Annotated in this window: 16 protein-coding genes; 11 read left to right on the forward strand and 5 right to left on the reverse strand. The window is 46.7% G+C overall.

Annotated elements, in window-relative coordinates; translation table 11 throughout:
• Window positions 1-154: 154 nt before the first annotated feature.
• Window positions 155-2,143: an excinuclease ABC subunit UvrC gene (gene uvrC, locus ACUTVW_RS18820; RefSeq protein ID WP_445647178.1), complete on the forward strand. Its 1,989-nt coding sequence runs from the start codon at window positions 155-157 to the stop codon at window positions 2,141-2,143.
• On the opposite strand, the gene ACUTVW_RS18825 is transcribed toward uvrC, so the two are convergent.
• Window positions 2,112-3,809, reverse strand: coding sequence for a CPBP family intramembrane glutamic endopeptidase (locus ACUTVW_RS18825; RefSeq protein WP_445647179.1), 1,698 nt, complete (start codon window positions 3,807-3,809; stop codon window positions 2,112-2,114). The two genes, uvrC and ACUTVW_RS18825, sit on opposite strands and share 32 nt — an antisense overlap.
• 480 nt (window positions 3,810-4,289) lie before the next feature.
• Between ACUTVW_RS18825 and ACUTVW_RS18830 the strand changes: the two genes are divergently transcribed.
• Together ACUTVW_RS18830 and ACUTVW_RS18835 are read left to right on the forward strand one after the other, a co-directional pair.
• Window positions 4,290-5,609 (forward strand): TrkH family potassium uptake protein, encoded by a 1,320-nt coding sequence (locus ACUTVW_RS18830; protein ID WP_445647204.1) that lies wholly within the window; start codon window positions 4,290-4,292, stop codon window positions 5,607-5,609.
• A gap of 43 nt (window positions 5,610-5,652) precedes the next feature.
• Window positions 5,653-6,324 carry a potassium channel family protein gene (locus tag ACUTVW_RS18835; RefSeq protein WP_445647180.1) on the forward strand — a complete coding sequence of 224 codons (672 nt, stop codon included), beginning with the start codon at window positions 5,653-5,655 and terminating at the stop codon, window positions 6,322-6,324.
• 28 nt (window positions 6,325-6,352) lie between these two features.
• On the opposite strand, the gene ACUTVW_RS18840 is transcribed toward ACUTVW_RS18835, so the two are convergent.
• Window positions 6,353-7,276, reverse strand: coding sequence for a LysR family transcriptional regulator (locus tag ACUTVW_RS18840; RefSeq protein ID WP_445647181.1), 924 nt, complete (start codon window positions 7,274-7,276; stop codon window positions 6,353-6,355).
• Between the two features lie 334 nt (window positions 7,277-7,610).
• On the opposite strand from ACUTVW_RS18840, the gene ACUTVW_RS18845 reads away from it, so the two are divergent.
• Together ACUTVW_RS18845 and sdhA are read left to right on the forward strand one after the other, a co-directional pair.
• Window positions 7,611-8,279 carry a succinate dehydrogenase cytochrome b558 subunit gene (locus tag ACUTVW_RS18845; RefSeq protein ID WP_445647182.1) on the forward strand — a complete coding sequence of 223 codons (669 nt, stop codon included), beginning with the start codon at window positions 7,611-7,613 and terminating at the stop codon, window positions 8,277-8,279.
• Window positions 8,280-8,340: 61 nt separating this feature from the next.
• The gene (gene sdhA / locus ACUTVW_RS18850) at window positions 8,341-10,083 is read left to right on the forward strand and encodes a succinate dehydrogenase flavoprotein subunit (RefSeq protein ID WP_445647183.1); all 1,743 of its coding nucleotides are present in this window, start codon (window positions 8,341-8,343) and stop codon (window positions 10,081-10,083) included.
• A gap of 87 nt (window positions 10,084-10,170) precedes the next feature.
• On the opposite strand, the gene ACUTVW_RS18855 is transcribed toward sdhA, so the two are convergent.
• Complete coding sequence (locus ACUTVW_RS18855; protein ID WP_445647184.1) at window positions 10,171-10,323, reverse strand: hypothetical protein; 153 nt, start codon at window positions 10,321-10,323, stop codon at window positions 10,171-10,173.
• A gap of 149 nt (window positions 10,324-10,472) precedes the next feature.
• Here ACUTVW_RS18855 and sdhB point away from each other — a divergent pair, with 149 nt between their 5' ends.
• The 4 genes from sdhB to ACUTVW_RS18875 all read left to right on the forward strand — a co-directional run bounded on the left by sdhB (window position 10,473) and on the right by ACUTVW_RS18875 (window position 13,873).
• Entirely contained in the window at window positions 10,473-11,237 is a 765-nt protein-coding gene (sdhB, locus tag ACUTVW_RS18860; protein ID WP_445647185.1) for a succinate dehydrogenase iron-sulfur subunit, read from the forward strand.
• Between the two features lie 189 nt (window positions 11,238-11,426).
• A complete protein-coding gene (locus tag ACUTVW_RS18865; RefSeq protein WP_445647186.1) occupies window positions 11,427-12,389 on the forward strand; it encodes a metallophosphoesterase in 963 nt (320 codons plus the stop codon).
• Window positions 12,390-12,413: 24 nt separating this feature from the next.
• A complete protein-coding gene (locus ACUTVW_RS18870; RefSeq protein WP_445647187.1) occupies window positions 12,414-13,145 on the forward strand; it encodes a metallophosphoesterase family protein in 732 nt (243 codons plus the stop codon).
• 143 nt (window positions 13,146-13,288) lie between these two features.
• Window positions 13,289-13,873 carry a GNAT family N-acetyltransferase gene (locus ACUTVW_RS18875; protein ID WP_445647188.1) on the forward strand — a complete coding sequence of 195 codons (585 nt, stop codon included), beginning with the start codon at window positions 13,289-13,291 and terminating at the stop codon, window positions 13,871-13,873.
• Between the two features lie 249 nt (window positions 13,874-14,122).
• Here ACUTVW_RS18875 and ACUTVW_RS18880 read toward each other — a convergent pair whose 3' ends face one another.
• Together ACUTVW_RS18880 and ACUTVW_RS18885 are read right to left on the reverse strand one after the other, a co-directional pair.
• Window positions 14,123-14,932 carry a histidinol-phosphatase gene (locus tag ACUTVW_RS18880; RefSeq protein ID WP_445647189.1) on the reverse strand — a complete coding sequence of 270 codons (810 nt, stop codon included), beginning with the start codon at window positions 14,930-14,932 and terminating at the stop codon, window positions 14,123-14,125.
• Between the two features lie 220 nt (window positions 14,933-15,152).
• Entirely contained in the window at window positions 15,153-16,055 is a 903-nt protein-coding gene (locus ACUTVW_RS18885) for a LysR family transcriptional regulator (protein WP_434749573.1), read from the reverse strand.
• Window positions 16,056-16,508: 453 nt separating this feature from the next.
• Between ACUTVW_RS18885 and ACUTVW_RS18890 the strand changes: the two genes are divergently transcribed.
• Window positions 16,509-16,967: a chemotaxis protein CheX gene (locus tag ACUTVW_RS18890; RefSeq protein ID WP_434749574.1), complete on the forward strand. Its 459-nt coding sequence runs from the start codon at window positions 16,509-16,511 to the stop codon at window positions 16,965-16,967.
• 58 nt (window positions 16,968-17,025) lie between these two features.
• Window positions 17,026-17,799 (forward strand): SDR family NAD(P)-dependent oxidoreductase, encoded by a 774-nt coding sequence (locus tag ACUTVW_RS18895; protein WP_445647190.1) that lies wholly within the window; start codon window positions 17,026-17,028, stop codon window positions 17,797-17,799.
• Window positions 17,800-17,891 lie beyond the last annotated feature (92 nt).

Genomic DNA, 17,891 nt, shown 5'->3' on the forward strand with positions numbered 1-17,891 from the left:
CTATAGCCTTTATCACCGGAGCTTCTCCTTTAAAAGGGAATCAAAAAATCTGGGGAAAACAGCGATTGGAAGGTTGTTCTGTCATTGGAGTGGTCGTTGTGAATTCTTTGTAACCATTAATTTTACTTTTCTCGGAAAGGAGGACTCCCGAATTATGGATCCATTTATGCAAGAGTTAAATGAGCAGGAGAAGGCATTGGAGCAAATTCGCCACAAGCTCGCACTGCTTCCTGACATGCCGGGCTGTTATCTGATGAAAAACAGTGAAGGTACCATTATTTACGTTGGTAAAGCCAAAGTGCTGAAAAACCGTGTGCGCTCTTATTTTATTGGCAGTCATAATGGAAAGACACAACGTCTGGTAGCAGATATTCGAGATTTTGAATACATCGTGACAGGCAGCAATATGGAAGCACTCATTCTGGAGTGTAACCTGATCAAAAAACATATGCCTCGTTACAACGTATTGCTCAAAGATGATAAAACATTTCCTTATCTTAAAATAACGAATGAAAAACATCCGCGGCTCGAAGTGACCCGCCGTGTGCTGAAAGATAAAGCCAAATATTTCGGTCCTTACCCGAACTCGTATGCGGCACACCAAACCAAAAAATTGCTGGATCGGATGTATCCGCTCCGCAAATGCGGCGTAATGCCGAAGGAAGTATGCCTGTATTACCACATGGGTCAATGCCTCGCTCCTTGTGTAAAAGAAGTAGGCAAAGAGCAGTATGACGAGATTTCCCAAGAAATCGGATCATTTCTGAGCGGTGGGCATGAGGAGATCAAAAAGGACTTGCAGCGCAAAATGCAGGAAGCGGCCGAAGATTTGTATTTTGAACGGGCCAAAGAACTGCGTGACCAGGTTATCGCGATCGACGCGATCATGGAAAAACAGAAAATTACGATGGCGGATGCCAGAGACCGTGACGTCTTTGGATTTGCAATTGATAAAGGCTGGATGTGTGTCCAGATTCTATATATGCGTCAGGGGAAAATGATTGAACGCCATGTGTCCACTTTTCCGTTTTACGGTGAGGCCTACAGTGATTTCATGTCTTATGTAACACAATATTATAGTGACAATCCAGCTTTGCCACAGGAAATTTTGTTGCCAGAGATGCCAAAAGAGTTGATCTCTGAAGAGGATGTTATCGATTCAGGATCCGAGCCACTTGTGGCTGAGACACGTACAACTTATGGCACGGATTCAATGAAGGTAGAAAATAACGATACAGCCGATCAGTTGGAAACATCAAACGCCAAGCTGCCATCCGAGCTGGAGGAGCCGTCCCAGATGGCAGCCTCTCTTCAAGAGTGGCTGGAGATCAAAGTCCATATTCCGCAGCGCGGATTGAAACGCCAGATGATTACGATGGCACTCGACAATGCACGGGTGGCATTGGAGGAGAAGTTCCGTCTCATCGAGCGTAATGAAGAGCGGACTTCCAAAGCATCCGAGGGATTGGGGCGTTGGATCGGTCTGAATCAGTTGCGTCGGATCGAAGCATTCGATAACTCGAATATTCAGGGTACGAATCCGGTATCTGCCATGATTGTATTTACTGACGGTAAACCGGACAAGAAGGAATACCGCAAATATAAAGTACGTTCTGTGGAAGGGCCGGACGATTATGAAACGATGCGGGAAGTCATCCGCCGTCGTTATGAGCGAGTGCTTAAGGAGAATTTGACCCAGCCTGACTTGATCGTGGTCGATGGTGGTAAAGGGCAGATTTCGGCTGCTGTGGATGTGCTTGAAAACGAGCTGGGGTTATTCATTCCGGTTTGTGGATTGGTCAAGGATGCCAAACACAAAACATCACAGCTGATGATTGGCAATCCACCAGAGGTGATTTCCCTGCCGCGGGATAGCCAGGAGTTTTATCTGCTGCAGCGGATTCAGGAAGAGGTTCACCGATTTGCGATCTCGTTTCATCGCGAGCAACGCGGTAAATCGATGGTTACGTCTCGGCTGGATTCCATCCCAGGCATCGGAGAGAAACGGCGCAAGCTGCTGTTGAAGCATTTTGGCTCTTTACGCAAAATAAAAGAGGCCAGCGTCGAAGACTTCCGGCCTCTATCTATTGGAGATAAGCTAGCAACTCAGATTATTGCAGCACTTCGTGATGAGGAGTCGTGACATACGGCTTCTCTTTTTGTTTTGGATTGAAACGGTAGACGACATATCCAACAATAGCCGGTAACACAATCCAGAACATTCCGGCACCCATGTTCAGTGCATCTCCCATGAAAATCAAGCTGAGTCCCATCAGCAGGCTGTCGAAGATGACATGTGCGAAAACGACAGCAATGAAGCCGTGACGCAGCATGATCAGGCTGAATAACAGTCCGATGACGGTTAGCTCGATCGGCCGTGTAATGACCGGATAGATCGGATACAGCGTGTGTCCAAGTGCCCAGATAATTGTAGGAATCAGGCAGGCGATAAACGTATTACGCACGACCTTTTGCATCATGCGAATACCAAACAGTCGATATACCGCCTCTTCGCCAATACCAGCCATCCAGGCCATGATCGGGAAGATCCATGCATACGTCATGTTATACGTCGATTGATCCGCGGAGGTTGTGGACCATGTGCCAATACTGCGTTCCAGAATAAAGAACAACACGGATTGCACACCTAGCAGAATGAAGGCCCACAGATAACCGGTAAACATACTGTGCAGCACATATTTGCCGTAACCTGGCTCCTTGGCACGTGGCCATGGATTGAATCCGATTTTACGCCACATACCGTCGCCTGCTACAAGTGACAGATATATGGTGACACTCATCACAATTGTAATCCCTGTTTGAATGAGCATGAGAAACACTAACATGAAGCTGGAAAGTCCCCGTGCCTCAAAGAGAGGTAACATGTTCAGTGTACCGATCATGGAGGCTGCAAAGTACACCAGCGATAATACCACACCGCGTTTGAACGATGTATTGGCCCGAGCCAGGATGCTGTAGATGATGGCAAGCACGCCGAGAATAAATGTCAGAAAGGCGTAACCACCGTAAGTTAACCAGTTGGCCAATTGGGTCTGGTTTTTAACATAATCCGTGTGAGATTTCGGTACGGAGAAACCCGGATCGAACGAACGGACAGCACCGTTTTCAAAAGTGAAATTCAATTCTAACTTGGAGTTGCCAATCGTTTTACTTGCATCTGTGTACTTCAGACCCGGCTCGCCATCCCGTGTATCCAGTTGAAGCTTGGGACCGTCATAGCCAAATTCTTTTAATACTCCAGCCGCCAGTTTTTCTTTCTCGTTCAAAGGCATGTGGCCCTCCGCAAGCGACTCGGAAGTGCTCTGGATGCCCTGCTCTTGTTGAGTTTCAACGGCCGTATAGAGCGAGGAAGGTTGTACACGTTTGAAAGCGACCACTTTTCCTGTTTTCATATGTACGTCAACGTTAAGGTAACCGCCCTTGTCCTGATCAAGCAAGCGAACGCGGTACACATCGTAAGGATAGGCTGGTTCCCACTTCTGATTGTACGTGCTGAGCTGCTTGGTCTTCGCCATATATCCGTAAATATCGGAATGGGTCTGATAGGTTACAAGAGGTTTACTGTCACTGCTCGGAAGTGTGTAGTCATCAACAGAAGCTGCAAATGAACGTGCAGACTGAATCGCTTGTTCCTTGCTAATGAAGGATGTTGACGAGATTTCTGTCGTTTGTGATGAAGTTGCAGGTAAGATCTGAAAGACAAAAAATAAAATCAGGCCGATCACCGCAAGCAACCCCAAACGTTTGAAGTTAGCCTTAAGCTGTAAAGGCTGCCCTAAGGGATTCATGAAATGGTGTTCCTCCTTTATTCAATTACATATTTAAGTAAAGATAGCACAGGGCATGTACCCATTGCCAATGACATCACGAAAACAGGTGTAAATCTTTGAAAAAGAATGAAAATGACCGAAAAAAACGGATACAGCTGTCCGGACATGAACTTTTTTCCCGTTTTGCTCGAATTCGATGTTATTTACACAAAAATCGTTTTGTCTGTAATCGCCACAGCGCTTATAATTTTGAAGCAAATATGCAAAAATCCGCATGCCTCAAGTCTAACAAGGGAACGAATAGAACGTAGAACCAACTGAACTATAGGGAGAACAAACTGAATTATAGAACGTACAGAGTTATTAAAATGAACAAGATGTATATTAACTCCAATTATATGTTGCTTTTTTATGATTGATACATGGGCTCCACAGGGTGGAGTTATTTTCTTTTTAGCAGAGGTGGATGATACAGAAGTGAAAGCGAATGTTCAATGGATGCGATTATCGCCGCCACGTATTCTGGTTTTGGGGTTTGCTGGCATTATTATGCTGGGAACATTACTGCTCATGCTTCCGGTATCCAGCCGCAGCGGTGAAAGTCTGGTCTTTATCGATGCACTCTTCACGGCGACGTCAGCTGTCTGTGTGACAGGACTGGTTGTTGTGGATACGGGAACCTATTTTTCGGTATTCGGTCAGGTGATTATCGCTATTCTGATACAGATCGGCGGTCTCGGCTTTATGACGATGTCGACGCTGGTTGCGATTGCCTTCAAACGAAGAATATCGCTCAAGGAGCGTTTGATTTTGCAGGAAGCGATGAATCAGAGCACGATGGAAGGCATTGTGAGGCTGATTCGCAAGGTTGTGATCTACTCGCTGATTTTGGAGGGGATCTGCGGCACTTTGTTTGCATTGCGCTGGTCGTTTGATATGCCCATTGGGCAGGCGATGTATTATGGGTACTGGCATGCGATTTCGATGTTTAACAATGCCGGTTTTGATATGTTTGGTGACTTTCGCAGTCTGACCGGGTATGTCTATGATCCGCTTGTCAATTTTACCGCGATGTTTCTGATCGTTTCCGGAGGAATTGGTTTTGTTGTGCTGTCCGATTTGGTGGATTATCATAAAACAAAGAAGCTGTCGCTGCATTCCAAAGTTGTGCTGCTGATGACCGCTTTGTTGATTGTGTTTGGCGCACTGGTCATCTTTGTGTTTGAGTTCAGCAACCCGCGGACGCTGGGCGGCCTGAACTGGGGCGGTAAAATAATCGGTTCGTTTTTCCAGTCGGTAACACCACGTACAGCCGGGGCAAACACGGTAGATATCGCTGGACTGAGGCAGGCCACACAATTTTTCATGATTATATTGATGTTTATCGGTGCTTCGCCGGGTTCAACGGGAGGCGGAATCAAAACAACGACATTCCTGATTATGGCCGGAGCGGTCATTGCCATGATGCGTGGAAGGGAAGATATCGTCTTTTTCCGGTATCGGCTTGTGCAGGAACGGATCTTCAAGGCGCTTACGATTACGTTGCTGGCGCTGTTATTCATTATTACAGTCACGATGGTGCTGAGTACAACAGAGGACAGTACTTTTTTAATGATTTTATTTGAAACGACTTCCGCCTTCGGTACCGTAGGACTTTCACTTGGCTTGACGCTGAAGCTGACCACGTTTGGCAAACTAATGATTTGTTTTACGATGTTTGCAGGACGGCTTGGGCCGATCACGCTGGCGTATGCACTGGGGCAGAAAAAGGGTAAGGACTTATATAGATATCCGGAAGGCAAGATGATTATTGGTTAGTGATTGTTAATGATTATTTGGATAGAGGGGTTCGTGAGGCACAATGAAAAAACAGCAGTTTGCGGTGATCGGGCTTGGCCGGTTCGGCTCTAGTCTGGCACAGGAATTAATGGAATTAGGCTATGAGGTGCTTGGTATCGATAAAAATGAAGAACTCGTCGAAGACATGAGTGATCTGGTCACTCATGCTGTTGTGGCAGATGCTACGGATGAGGAAGTGCTGCGCTCCCTGGGCATTCGTAATTTTGACTGCGGCATCGTTGCGATTGGCGACGATATCCAGACAAGTATCCTCACCGCCATCCTACTCAAAGAGCTGGGTGTCAAAACGGTTGTCGCCAAAGCCATCTCCGTTCTTCACGGACGGGCACTCGACAAGCTGGGCATTGACCGCGTCGTATACCCTGAACGGGATATGGGGATTCGGGTTGCCCACCAATTAGTTACACCAAACCTGCTGGATTACATCGAATTGTCCAATGATTACAGCATAGTTGAGATGAAAGTGCCTGCTTGTCTACACAATAAAACACTCTCCACCCTCAATGCACGCGTACGCTTCAACTGCAGCATCGTGGCGCTGCAAAAAGAAGCCGGGGTCATTATTGCCCCGACGGCAATGGATTCGTTGCAAACCGGGGATATCATGGTCATTATTGGTAATAATAATGATATCGACCGATTTGAGGAAGAAGTTATTAGTCAAGAAAGCTGAGCAGGTAAGCTGCTTCTTCTGCATGATATCAAGGCGTTGTTGTCTTCCGTGAGGGCAATGGCGCCTTTGCTGTAAAAAATGCAGCTGTCTCCCTGACCCATTGTCTGGAGGTTTCGCTGAGGTTTTCTTTTTCCCCATAGATCATGCAGGTTGTTCTTCGAGTCTGTTTCAATTGGGGTAAATGCACCGCAACAAGATCATTATCTGCCAGCAACTGCGGGCGAAGATAGGATTTGGGAAGCAGGGCAGCAGCTTTGCAGGTCGGCAGCAGGCGAATAATCGCTTCAAAGGAATCGATCTCCATACGAATGTCAGGCATCACAGTGCAGCGTTGGAACAGATCGTCTGTCAGTTTGCGGTACCATGTTCCTTTGGAGAACGTAATCATCGGCAGATCCTGCAAATGCTCCATCCCGGCCTCTTTGTCAGCAAGAGGGTGCGTAAGCGGCACAACCAGTTCCAGGTGATCATCAAACAAAGGCACACAATTGAGACCTGTTTCGCTAATGGACGAGGCCACAATACCCACGTCGGCTTTTTTATCACGTACAAAAGATACGATCTCATGTGTCTTGCCTGTTAAGAGCTTCAATTCAGCATGAGGATGTTTCTCCATAAAAGCGTTGACGAGCGGAGGCAGGGTGGTCTGGAGTGTCGTGAGGCTGGCTCCGAGAGTAATAATACTCTGTTTCTCATCCTTATATTGAGACAGCATGGTGAGAAATTTCTGCTGCTGCTGTTTTTGCTCGACGGCGAAAGTGTAAGCTAGTTGACCTACGTTTGTTAATTCTAGCCGTTTACCGCGGCGGTGAAAGAGGGACACGCCCAGTTCGCCCTCCAGCTTGGCAATTTTGCGCGAGAGTGCCGGCTGGGACAGATTTAGTAATTTGGATGCGCGGTTCAGGCTGGATTGTTCTACAACCGCCGCAAATGCGTTTAATTCTTCGAACATGAACACAACCCTCTTTTCTTATGTATGTGATTCTTGCCCTTGATTAATCGTTTGCCCTATTGTATGGCCTTTTGACCGGATGTTATAAGATTGTACGGCCTAGAAACCCGTTGTTTCAAAGCTTATACCTATAGGTTATAACATTTAATAATTATATTGCAATTCCCTTATAAGAAAAAAAGGAGTAACATGAATCGTGACACAAGTTGTTCACACCTGATGAAAACGGAACAATTTGTCGAACCTTTTCATGGAAAAGTGTTCGAGTCGTGATAAGGTATGAGTATTAACATTTATGAAAACGTTGTATTTAGCGAAAGGGGATCGACATTTTATGAAAGGGTTTTACTCCAGAAAGCTGCACTCCTTGCTTGGCGTCATTCCGCTCAGTCTGTTTTTTGTTGAGCACTTGGTGACGAACTTCACGGCAGTTGAAGGCGGCAAAGAAGCTTTTTACGGTGCCGTTGCATTTCTGAACGGTTTGCCTCTTGTTATTGTTATTGAGGCGCTCCTCATCTGGCTGCCACTGTTCTATCATGGTGTATACGGTCTGTATATTGCTTATCAGGCCAAGCCTAACGTTGGGCGTTATGGCAATGAACGCAACTGGCGTTATACCTTGCAACGGGTCAGCGGGATCATCACCTTTGTTTTCGTGATCTGGCATGTATGGGAGACGCGTGTACAAATTGCTTTGGGTAATGTAACACATGAAGAGATTGGCGGCGTCATTCATAATGCTGTGACGAATCCGATAACCTTTGCAATATACATGGTCAGCGTGGTTGCGGCGTCATATCACTTTGCCAACGGATTGTGGTCGTTCCTTGTTAGCTGGGGTATCACAGTTGGTCCGCGTGCGCAGCGTGTATCCTCTTACGTATGTATGAGCATGTTCGTTATTATTTCCATTATGTTTATCGCTTCATTGTTTGCTTTCCGGAACGTTGATTTCCAGACAGCTACTTCAATGATCGACAGCGTAAAATCAGTTCTGGTCTAAACTTGTTGAATATTGTTTGTAATTTTGAATTAAGGCTTACTTATAAGGGAGTGAACTAGCAATGGCATCATCGAATGTAATTATTGTGGGCGGCGGTCTCGCGGGATTGATGGCGGCGATCAAATCGGCTGAAGCCGGAGTCCACGTTCATTTATTTTCACTGGTTCCTGTTAAAAGATCCCACTCCGTATGTGCCCAGGGCGGTATCAACGGTGCGGTAAATACCAAAGGGGAAGGAGACTCCCCATGGGTTCACTTTGACGATACGGTTTACGGCGGAGACTTCCTGGCTAACCAACCGCCAGTTAAAGCGATGTGCGAAGCAGCACCTGGCATCATTCACCTGATGGACCGGATGGGCGTTATGTTTAACCGGACACCGGAAGGTCTGCTCGATTTCCGCCGTTTCGGTGGAACGAAGCATCACCGTACGGCGTTTGCAGGTGCAACGACAGGTCAACAGCTGTTGTATGCACTCGATGAGCAAGTACGCCGCTGGGAAGCAGCAGGTCTCGTTACCAAGTATGAGAACTGGGAGTTCCTGCAAGCCGTTATCGACGATGAAGGTGTATGTCGCGGTATTGTGGCACAAGACCTGAAAACGATGAAGGTGCAGACGTTCCCTGCCGAAGCCGTTATTCTGGCGAGCGGTGGTCCAGGTATCATTTTCGGTAAAACGACAAACTCCGTTATTAATACAGGTACTGCTGCAAGTGCGGTGTATCAGCAAGGCGTGAATTATGCTAACGGCGAATTCATTCAGATTCACCCGACAGCGATTCCAGGAGATGACAAGCTGCGTCTGATGTCCGAGTCTGCGCGTGGTGAAGGTGGACGGATCTGGACTTACAAGGACGGAAAACCTTGGTATTTCCTTGAGGAAAAATATCCTTCCTACGGTAACCTTGTTCCGCGTGATATCGCAACACGTGAAATCTTCAGCGTCTGCGTAGATATGGGACTTGGTGTGAACGGTGAGAACATGGTATACCTCGACCTCTCACACAAAGATCCGAAGGAATTAGATGTTAAACTGGGCGGAATTATTGAAATCTATGAGAAATTCATGGGTGACGATCCACGTAAAATTCCGATGAAAATCTTCCCGGCAGTCCACTATTCCATGGGCGGCATGTGGGTAGATTATAACCAAATGACCAACATTCCAGGGCTGTTCGCAGCTGGCGAATGTGAATACCAATATCATGGTGCAAACCGTCTGGGTGCAAACTCACTCGTATCCGCAATCTATGGTGGTATGGTAGCTGGACCGAAAGCAGCTGAGTATATCAAAGGACTTAAGAAATCATCTGCTGATATCTCTTCTTCTGTATTCGATGGTTACACGAAGCGCCAAACCGACAAATACGAAGGCATCATGAAAATGCAAGGTACAGAAAATGCTTATGTGATTCACAAAGAGCTGGGCGAGTGGATGACAGCTAATATGACCGTGGTTCGTTACAACGACAAACTTGAAGCGACTATCGGTAAAATCAAAGAATTGAAAGAGCGTTATGGCAAAATCAACATGTATGACAACTCCGGCTGGAACAATCCGGGTGCGGCATTTACCCGTCAGTTGTGGAACATGCTTGAGCTTGCTGAAGCGATGACACTCGGCGCATTGCTGCGTAACGAGAGCCGCGGAGCGCACTACAAACCGGAATTTACACAGCGTAACGATGAAGAGTTCCTGAAAACGACCATCGCAAGCTGGTCGAAGGAAGGCCCGCAAATCTCGTACGAGCCAATCGATGTATCCCTGATTCCACCACGTATCCGGGACTACTCGAAAGACTAATCGGATGAGGGAGTAACAGCGATCAAAGGGCATTCCACGACCGGAGCGCATACCCGAGCACCAACACAGCTACTTTGCGCACTTTCATTAAAATTCAAGGAAGCCCAGCATCAGCAGGCTTCCACAAAAATTACAGCAATCCAGATGAATGGATTGCAGTTCCAGCAAAGCAGCAGAGGTGCAAGTCGTAGCGGAGGGAGTGGAAATGCCCGAAAGAAGCGAAGCGTTCGCGTTTATCATCGAATTTTCACCCTAGTAAGGGTGGATCAAAAAATTCGAGGATAATGGCGATCCAAAGGGCATTCCATGACCGAAGCGTCCACCCGAGCACCAACATTGCTTTGCGCACCAGCAATACAATCATCGTCACCAGAGGAGGGGACAACGATATGGCGGAACAAGCAACAGTGAGTAAAACCGTCAAGTTTATTATCACCCGTCAAGACAGCCCGGAGTCATCTTCGTACACCGAAGAGTTTGAACTTCCGTACCGTCCGAACATGAACGTGATCAGTGCCCTTATGGAAATTCAGAGAAATCCGGTTAATCAGGAGGGCAAGTCGATTGCTCCGGTATGCTGGGAATCCAACTGTCTTGAAGAAGTGTGCGGCGCATGTTCCATGGTTATTAACGGCAAACCGCGTCAAGCGTGCGCGGCGCTGATCGATAAGCTTGAACAGCCGGTTCGTATTGAACCGATGAAAACATTCCCGGTTGTACGTGACCTCGTCATTGATCGTACACGGATGTTTAACGCTTTAAAACGTGTTAAAGCCTGGATTCCAATCGATGGCACTTATGATCTCGGTCCTGGACCTCGGATGCCTGAGAAGAAACGTCAGTGGGCTTATGAGCTGTCCAAGTGTATGACTTGTGGCGTATGTCTCGAAGCCTGTCCGAACGTAAACGAAAAGACCGATTTTATTGGTCCGGCAGCGTTATCCCAGGTACGTCTGTTCAATGCTCACCCTACAGGAGAGATGAACGCAGACGAGCGTCTGGAAGCATTGATGGAAGATGGCGGTATTGAAGGATGCGGAAACTCACAAAACTGTGTGCGTTCATGTCCAAAAGGTATTCCACTTACAACGTCCATTGCAGAGATGAATAAACAAACCACCAAGCACATGTTCAAACGTTGGCTGGGTGTATAAAGTTGTAACGTAGAAGCAGAGATCCACCCTGCTTCATGAAGAGGTCGTGATCCCGTATAGCGTTAAGGGGGCACGGCTTCTTTTGTCATCCACCGAAGGAAGCGGGCAACCTATGCAGAATATGATATACTACAGGGATGGATAAAGCTTATAACAACTTTTAAGAAACACGATCCGAGGAGGGGAAAGATGGGAAAAGCACCTCGTTTGAACAACGGTACTCCGCCGTCCCGGCACTTGAACAGGTCCAATGGATCCAATGCACCTCTTTTTCCCGGAGAAGAAAAGGATCACGACCCTTCTCGTCGAATGTTCCAATTACGAAAAAACGTCATGACCATGGTAGCCAGTGTGCTGACGTTGGGATACGCGCTGTGGGAGCCAAAGCGTTTACAGATCAATCACATTGATCTCAAGCTTCCTTCATTTCCTGAATCATTTGATGGATTGCGTATTGTTCATTTCAGTGATGCACACCTTGGTTTTCATACAGGGCTGAACGAGTTGAGTAAACTGGCAGCACAAATCGAGAAGCAGCAGCCGGATCTCATCTGTTTTACCGGGGATATCGTTGAGAGACAAGCGGAGCCTATGCGTGAGTGTGTGCCAGTTCTGGCCTCCATGGCGGCAAGATACGGAAAATTTGCTATTTTGGGGAATCATGACTATCGTGGACGGCAGCAACAAGACATACGGGACATGTTTCATGAAGCTGGTTTTACGTTGCTGTGTAACCAGCATGTCATTATAGAACAAGGGCGCGAGAAGATCGCGGTAGTAGGCCTGGATGATGCGTTAACAGGTAAGCCAGACCCGGAAGAAGCCATTACAGGGTTGGATGAGAGCGTATGGAAATTGCTTCTGATGCATGAACCGGATTATGCTGATTATGCCGTTCCATATGGATTTGGGTTGCAGCTTTCAGGTCACAGCCATGGTGGCCAGGTTCGTTTCCCTTGGTTCGGAGCTATGACAACTCCGCGCGGATCGCGCAAATACATCCAGGGATTACATTACACCTCTCAGAGCCAGATGCCGGTGTACGTGAATCGGGGGTTTGGTATGACGCAGCTACCTATTCGTTTTCTATGCAGACCTGAACTGACCGTGCTTCATTTAGGCCGGGATGATGAGAGCGAACTTAAGGCTTAATAAACATGAATGGAGGTTAACCCGATGGAACGAATAGCGATTGTATCCGACATTCATGGCAACATGACTGCCTGGGAAGCCGTGATGAAAGATATTCAGCATCGCGGCTTGAGCAGAATCTTTTGTCTGGGTGACCTTGTAGGCAAGGGGCCACAGCCAGCTGAAGTGGTGGATCAGGTCAGAGCAGCATGTGAAGTGATCATTCGCGGCAACTGGGATGAACTTGTCGCTGTGAACCAAGATGTACGTGATTTCACATGGCAAGCTGAGCGGCTGGGAGCCGAGCGAGTGGCTTATTTGGCGAGTCTACCTTTCAGTCATGAATTTAAATTAAGTGGACGCGTGGTTCGGTTGGTTCATGCTTCACCCCAAAGTGTCTACCATCGTGTTCAGCCATGGGATGAGATGGATAAGCGACTGGCGATGTTTAATTCTCCAACGGACGATTCAGGGGCTGGAATAGCCGATGTGGTGGGTTATGGTGATGTGCATAATGCATTCCTGCAATATCTGGATGGGAAAATGCTGTTTAATACAGGAAGCATAGGCAATCCGCTTGATCTTCCGCAAGCCTCATATTGTATCCTCGAAGGGGAATACGGCGAGGATAACCAGAAGCCGTTTAACCTTCAATTTGTTCGAGTTCCTTACGATATTGAACATGAAGTACAGATCGCACAGAAAGCAGAAGTTCCTGCACTCGATGCTTATGTTCGTGAGATCCGTTCAGGCATCTATCGCGGATTACAGGAGTAAATATGCATCGTGACAGAATAGGGCTGAGCGAGTAGAGGATATACTACAATTTATATCACGAAATCAATTCTAAAATGCCGGATCATCTTCAGAGCATGCTTGTCTTACCGGACTAAAACCCGTTAGACAAAGGAGTGATTGTCATGCTTAACCGAGACATGTTAATCCAAGGTCTGCCAGCCTTATGGACAGAACGTCTTGTACTTCGGTCATTACGTCAGGGTGACTATATGACTTTATCTGAACTATTATCCGATCCTCAAGTGATTCGATATGTCAATCGAGGGAGCCAGCCTCCACCTATTCGGGCGAGGAAACTGCTTAACCAGATCCGGAGCAGCAGTGCCAAGCTGGATTCGTTGCATTACGGCATCTGTTGGAAAGGGAGGGAGCAAGTGATCGGCATTACCTCTTTTCAGCACTGGAACGATCAAAAAGGGACTGCACAGATCGGTTACATCCTGGACAGGTCGTGCTGGGGAAAAGGCGTGGCGACTGAAGCCGTTCACCGCCTGCTGACATTTGGATTCGACGAACTTCATCTATGGCGCGTTGAAGCACGATGTTATGAGGCCAATGGTTCCTCCGAGCGGGTACTCCTTAAAATGGGCATGACGTATGAGCGCAATCTCCCATCCTATGGCCTGAATGATGGAGAGGATCAAGCGTCTGAATGCTCCATGGATGTTAAGGTATATGGTATGTATCGAGAACAGTTTCAGCTCTGAAACGAACTTCAATCTTTTGTTACACAATTGAAATATAGCTGCAATTGAACTCTAACAGACAAGGGGTAAACTTATCTCATGACCCCCTTTTTGATAATAGATAATGCAGTTGGAACCCGCGATGAGCGGGTTCATTTTTTTTGTCTAGACATATAGCGATAGCACTAATCTGTTCAGTTAGTGAATAAAACAAGAAAAGATCCTCACGCATATTTATGCTACGTGGGGATCTTTGCGTTTCGCCAGCTTTTATAGAGGCACAATCTGCATTTGCTTCTGCTTGAAATACACCCAATCCGTGAAACCAATTTCCCGCAGACGTGTGCGTACATCGTCAAGCTCATCCGCTACCCGGCCTGGGATATGAGCATCTGAACCGAAGGTGACTTTTACACCGTAATGATTGGCACGTTCTAAAATGGCATCGGACGGATACCAGCCGCCGCTAAGCTTGGTTTTGCCTGAAGTGTTGATTTCAATCGCAACGTTGGCATCGGCAATGACCTGCAGAGTTTCGTCAATCGCATGGTCTGCAATAATTTCCGAGAATGGCGGATAATTGCCTTTCATGGCATCGATATGTCCAAGAATCTGGAACATGCCGCTGCGGGCCGATTGCGCGATCAATGCATAGTAGCCTTCTTTCACTTCAATTTTACGAGCAGTGCTTAGTCCGTTCCAGCGGGTCTTGTTGAAAATACTCACATCCTCTGTGTGATGGACGGAACCGATAATATAGTCAAATGGATACTGCCCCAGCGTTGTCCGGTACAATTCAGCATGAGGCGGAAAGTAGTCGGATTCGATCCCGAGCAGAACATCAATTTTGCCAGCATATTCTTCTTTTAACGCGAGCACTTCAGCTACATAATGTTGTAATTCAGATTTACCCATCGCAATTCGTGGATGCGCCTGCTCCAGTTCACTGCCAAAGTAAGGGGTGTGATCCGAGATTCCGATGGCCTGAAGTCCTGCCTCAATGCCTGCTTCAACGTAATCCCTGATGTTACCGTCCGCATGACCGCAGCGGAAATGATGCGTGTGAAGATCAAATTTCATATGGAATCCCTACCCTTTCTTTTCATCTATTTAAGTTGAACTGAAGATTTTACACAATCCACTCCGATGACAGAACAACCTTCCAATCGCTGTTATCCCCAGATTTTTTTGATTCCCTTTCCGAAAGGGAAAATCCGGTGATAAAGGCGAGCGCTCCGCTTTTCAGGTTTTTTCTGTCCTCTCCGTTCACGTGTAAAAGAATAGTTCAACTTATCTAGGCTTATTCGGAGCTTATAAATTGTGTTTCCGGCATGCCCTTGAGATCACTCAGGAATTGATGCATTGCCGAGTTAAGATAACGACTGGATTTATAGATCACTCCTACAGGATGACTGACCTCCAGCTCACTTAAAGGTATCATTCGTAGTGTGCCTTGCCGCAGTTCATGTGCTACAGATTGTTTAGAGATAATAGCAGCACCGAGATCAATCTCTACCATCCGTTTGACTTCTTCACTGCTCGACAGCTCCATGACCACATTGGGGTCGATGTTGTATTTTTTGAAAACAGCTTCTGTAAACCTGCGTCCGACCGTATCCGGGGACAAGAGAATCAGAGGTGTGCTTCGCAGCACATCAACCGCCGCATGTTTTTTCTTCGCCAGCGGGTGGGAGGGAGATACAACAAGTTCGAAGGTATCATAGTACAGCACCGACGTACTGAGATTAGGATTCCGTTCGGTCAGATATCCGATTCCAATGTCCACGAGACCATTCTCGACCTGTGTATAGATCTGAGAGGAAGGCAGAGATTGAATGCTTGTTTTGATGAGTGGGAATTGATCTTGGAAGTAAGAGAGTACTCTTGGCAAAATCTGAATCGCTATTGATGTTGTTGTTCCAAGCACAATGCGTCCTTGCGGTGTTTCATCCAGATCAGACAGCTTCTGTTTCAACTCATCCACAATATCTAACATCCGCTCAGCATGTTCCAGAAAAACCTGGCCGCGATCTGTGAGGGTTACCGGCTGGTTCCGATCGACAAGCACTGTGTTGAATTCGTCCTCCAGGCTTTTGATCTGGGCCGAGACAGCCGGCTGGGTCAAGTTAAGGAGTTCTCCCGCTTTGCGGAAACTCATCGTTTTGGAAATCGTAATCAGCGTTTCCAGTTGGCTTATGTTCATATACGGCCTCCTTGCGGCAAAATATCCTCTGTATGATGTCATGTATCATGCAGCGAATTCCGTGACGGGTTATGTTTCTCTTATCTTAAATTATAGGGGATTACGGAGATCAGAGCAATGAAGGGCATACGTCTATATGAAAGTAGGCTAACGGACTAATAAATGGAGTAAATATGAAGAGGACTATAAATTTGAATTTTAACTATATACAAAACCGGTATAAAAGTCCTATTCTCCTTTTGCAGCTTGAACGAAGGTGTAATATTTCTTTTCAAGAAGTGAAAAGCGACAAAAACAGCTATAAACATTTGCTATTCGAATGACGATAAATTATAGTACACAAGGTTTAATGAATTCTTAATGAATTCTCGTACGTGATAAAGTATAATAAATTTAACGAATATGGGACTTTTGGTATGTGACCAATAACCCAGTTTGAGGAGGGCATACACAGTGAAAGCGGAAGTAATTAACCCATTCCTGGAATCGGCACGCAACGTATTTGAACAGCTCATCCAGGTTTCGCCTTCCACCGGGAATCTTGGCGTGAAGAATGTAGAGTACATTGCTGACCATGTCTGGATCGTGATTGGAATGACGGGGCAGTTGAGCGGAAATATTGTTTTTGGTATACAAGAAACGGTTGCTTTGAAAATTGTTTCAGCCATGATGGGTGGTTTTGTCATCACCGAGATGGACGATATGAGTAAAAGTGCGATCTCTGAGTTGGGCAATATGATCAGTGGTAATGCAAGTACAATTTTGTCCAACCAAGGCGTTGTGGTGGATATTACTCCTCCTCAAGTCATGCAGTCCGAAATTTTATCCACATTTACCGCAACGAAAGCGCTCAGTATTCCTTTGTTGATGGATGGGATCGGACAGATGGATATTCAGGTGATGATCTCGTAAAATAGAAGCATAGGCCTACATCAGGCCAAATGTGTTTTATTACGGGAGGATATTAACCATGCTGAGAGATCAGGTTGTTTTTATAACAGGAGCATCGAGTGGAATTGGTGCGCTCTGTGCGCAAATGCTGATCGAGGAAGGAGCCATCCCGATTTTGGCTGCCCGTTCGCGGGACAAGCTGGATCAGATTGGTGCTTCACTACAGGGACGGCATGAACTGCTTACGCTGGATGTGACAGACAGTGAGCAGGTTCAGGCGGCTGTAGATGCGATGTTACATAAATACGGACGAATCGATATTCTGCTGAATAACGCCGGATACGGAAAGTTTGCCGCAATGACGGATATGTCTGTGCAGGAATTTGACGAGATGATGGACGTGAATTATATGGGCATTGTCCGCTGTACCAAAGCGGTACTTCCGCATATGCTGGAACGCGGCCAAGGCCAGATTATAAACGTTGCTTCGATGGCTGGCAAAATCGGGACTGCCAAATCAGCCTCTTATACGGCCACAAAGCATGCTGTACTCGGATTTAGCAACGCGTTGCGTCAGGAGCTGCGCAAGACGGGTGTTACCGTCACGACGATTAATCCAGGCCCTATTGATACACCGTTTTTTGATCGTGCGGATCCTTCAGGGAATTACGTGAACAATGTGCGCTGGCTGATGCTGACACCTCAGAATGTAGCAGGCCACATGATTCGTGCCATGAAGAAACGCAAGGAAGAAGTGAATCTGCCGAGGCTGGCATCCGTTGGCATTTGGTTTTATCAATTATTCCCGCGGCTTACCGATCGATTGTCTCACGGTGTAATGAATCAGAAGTAGAATGTAACAAGTGCACCATATACCGGATGAAGAAGGGCTCCGCCGAGGGGCTTTTCTTTTTTTTTGCGTGGGCTTGAACATTTCCGGAATAA

Source organism: Paenibacillus sp. TSA_86.1 (assembly GCF_052691815.1).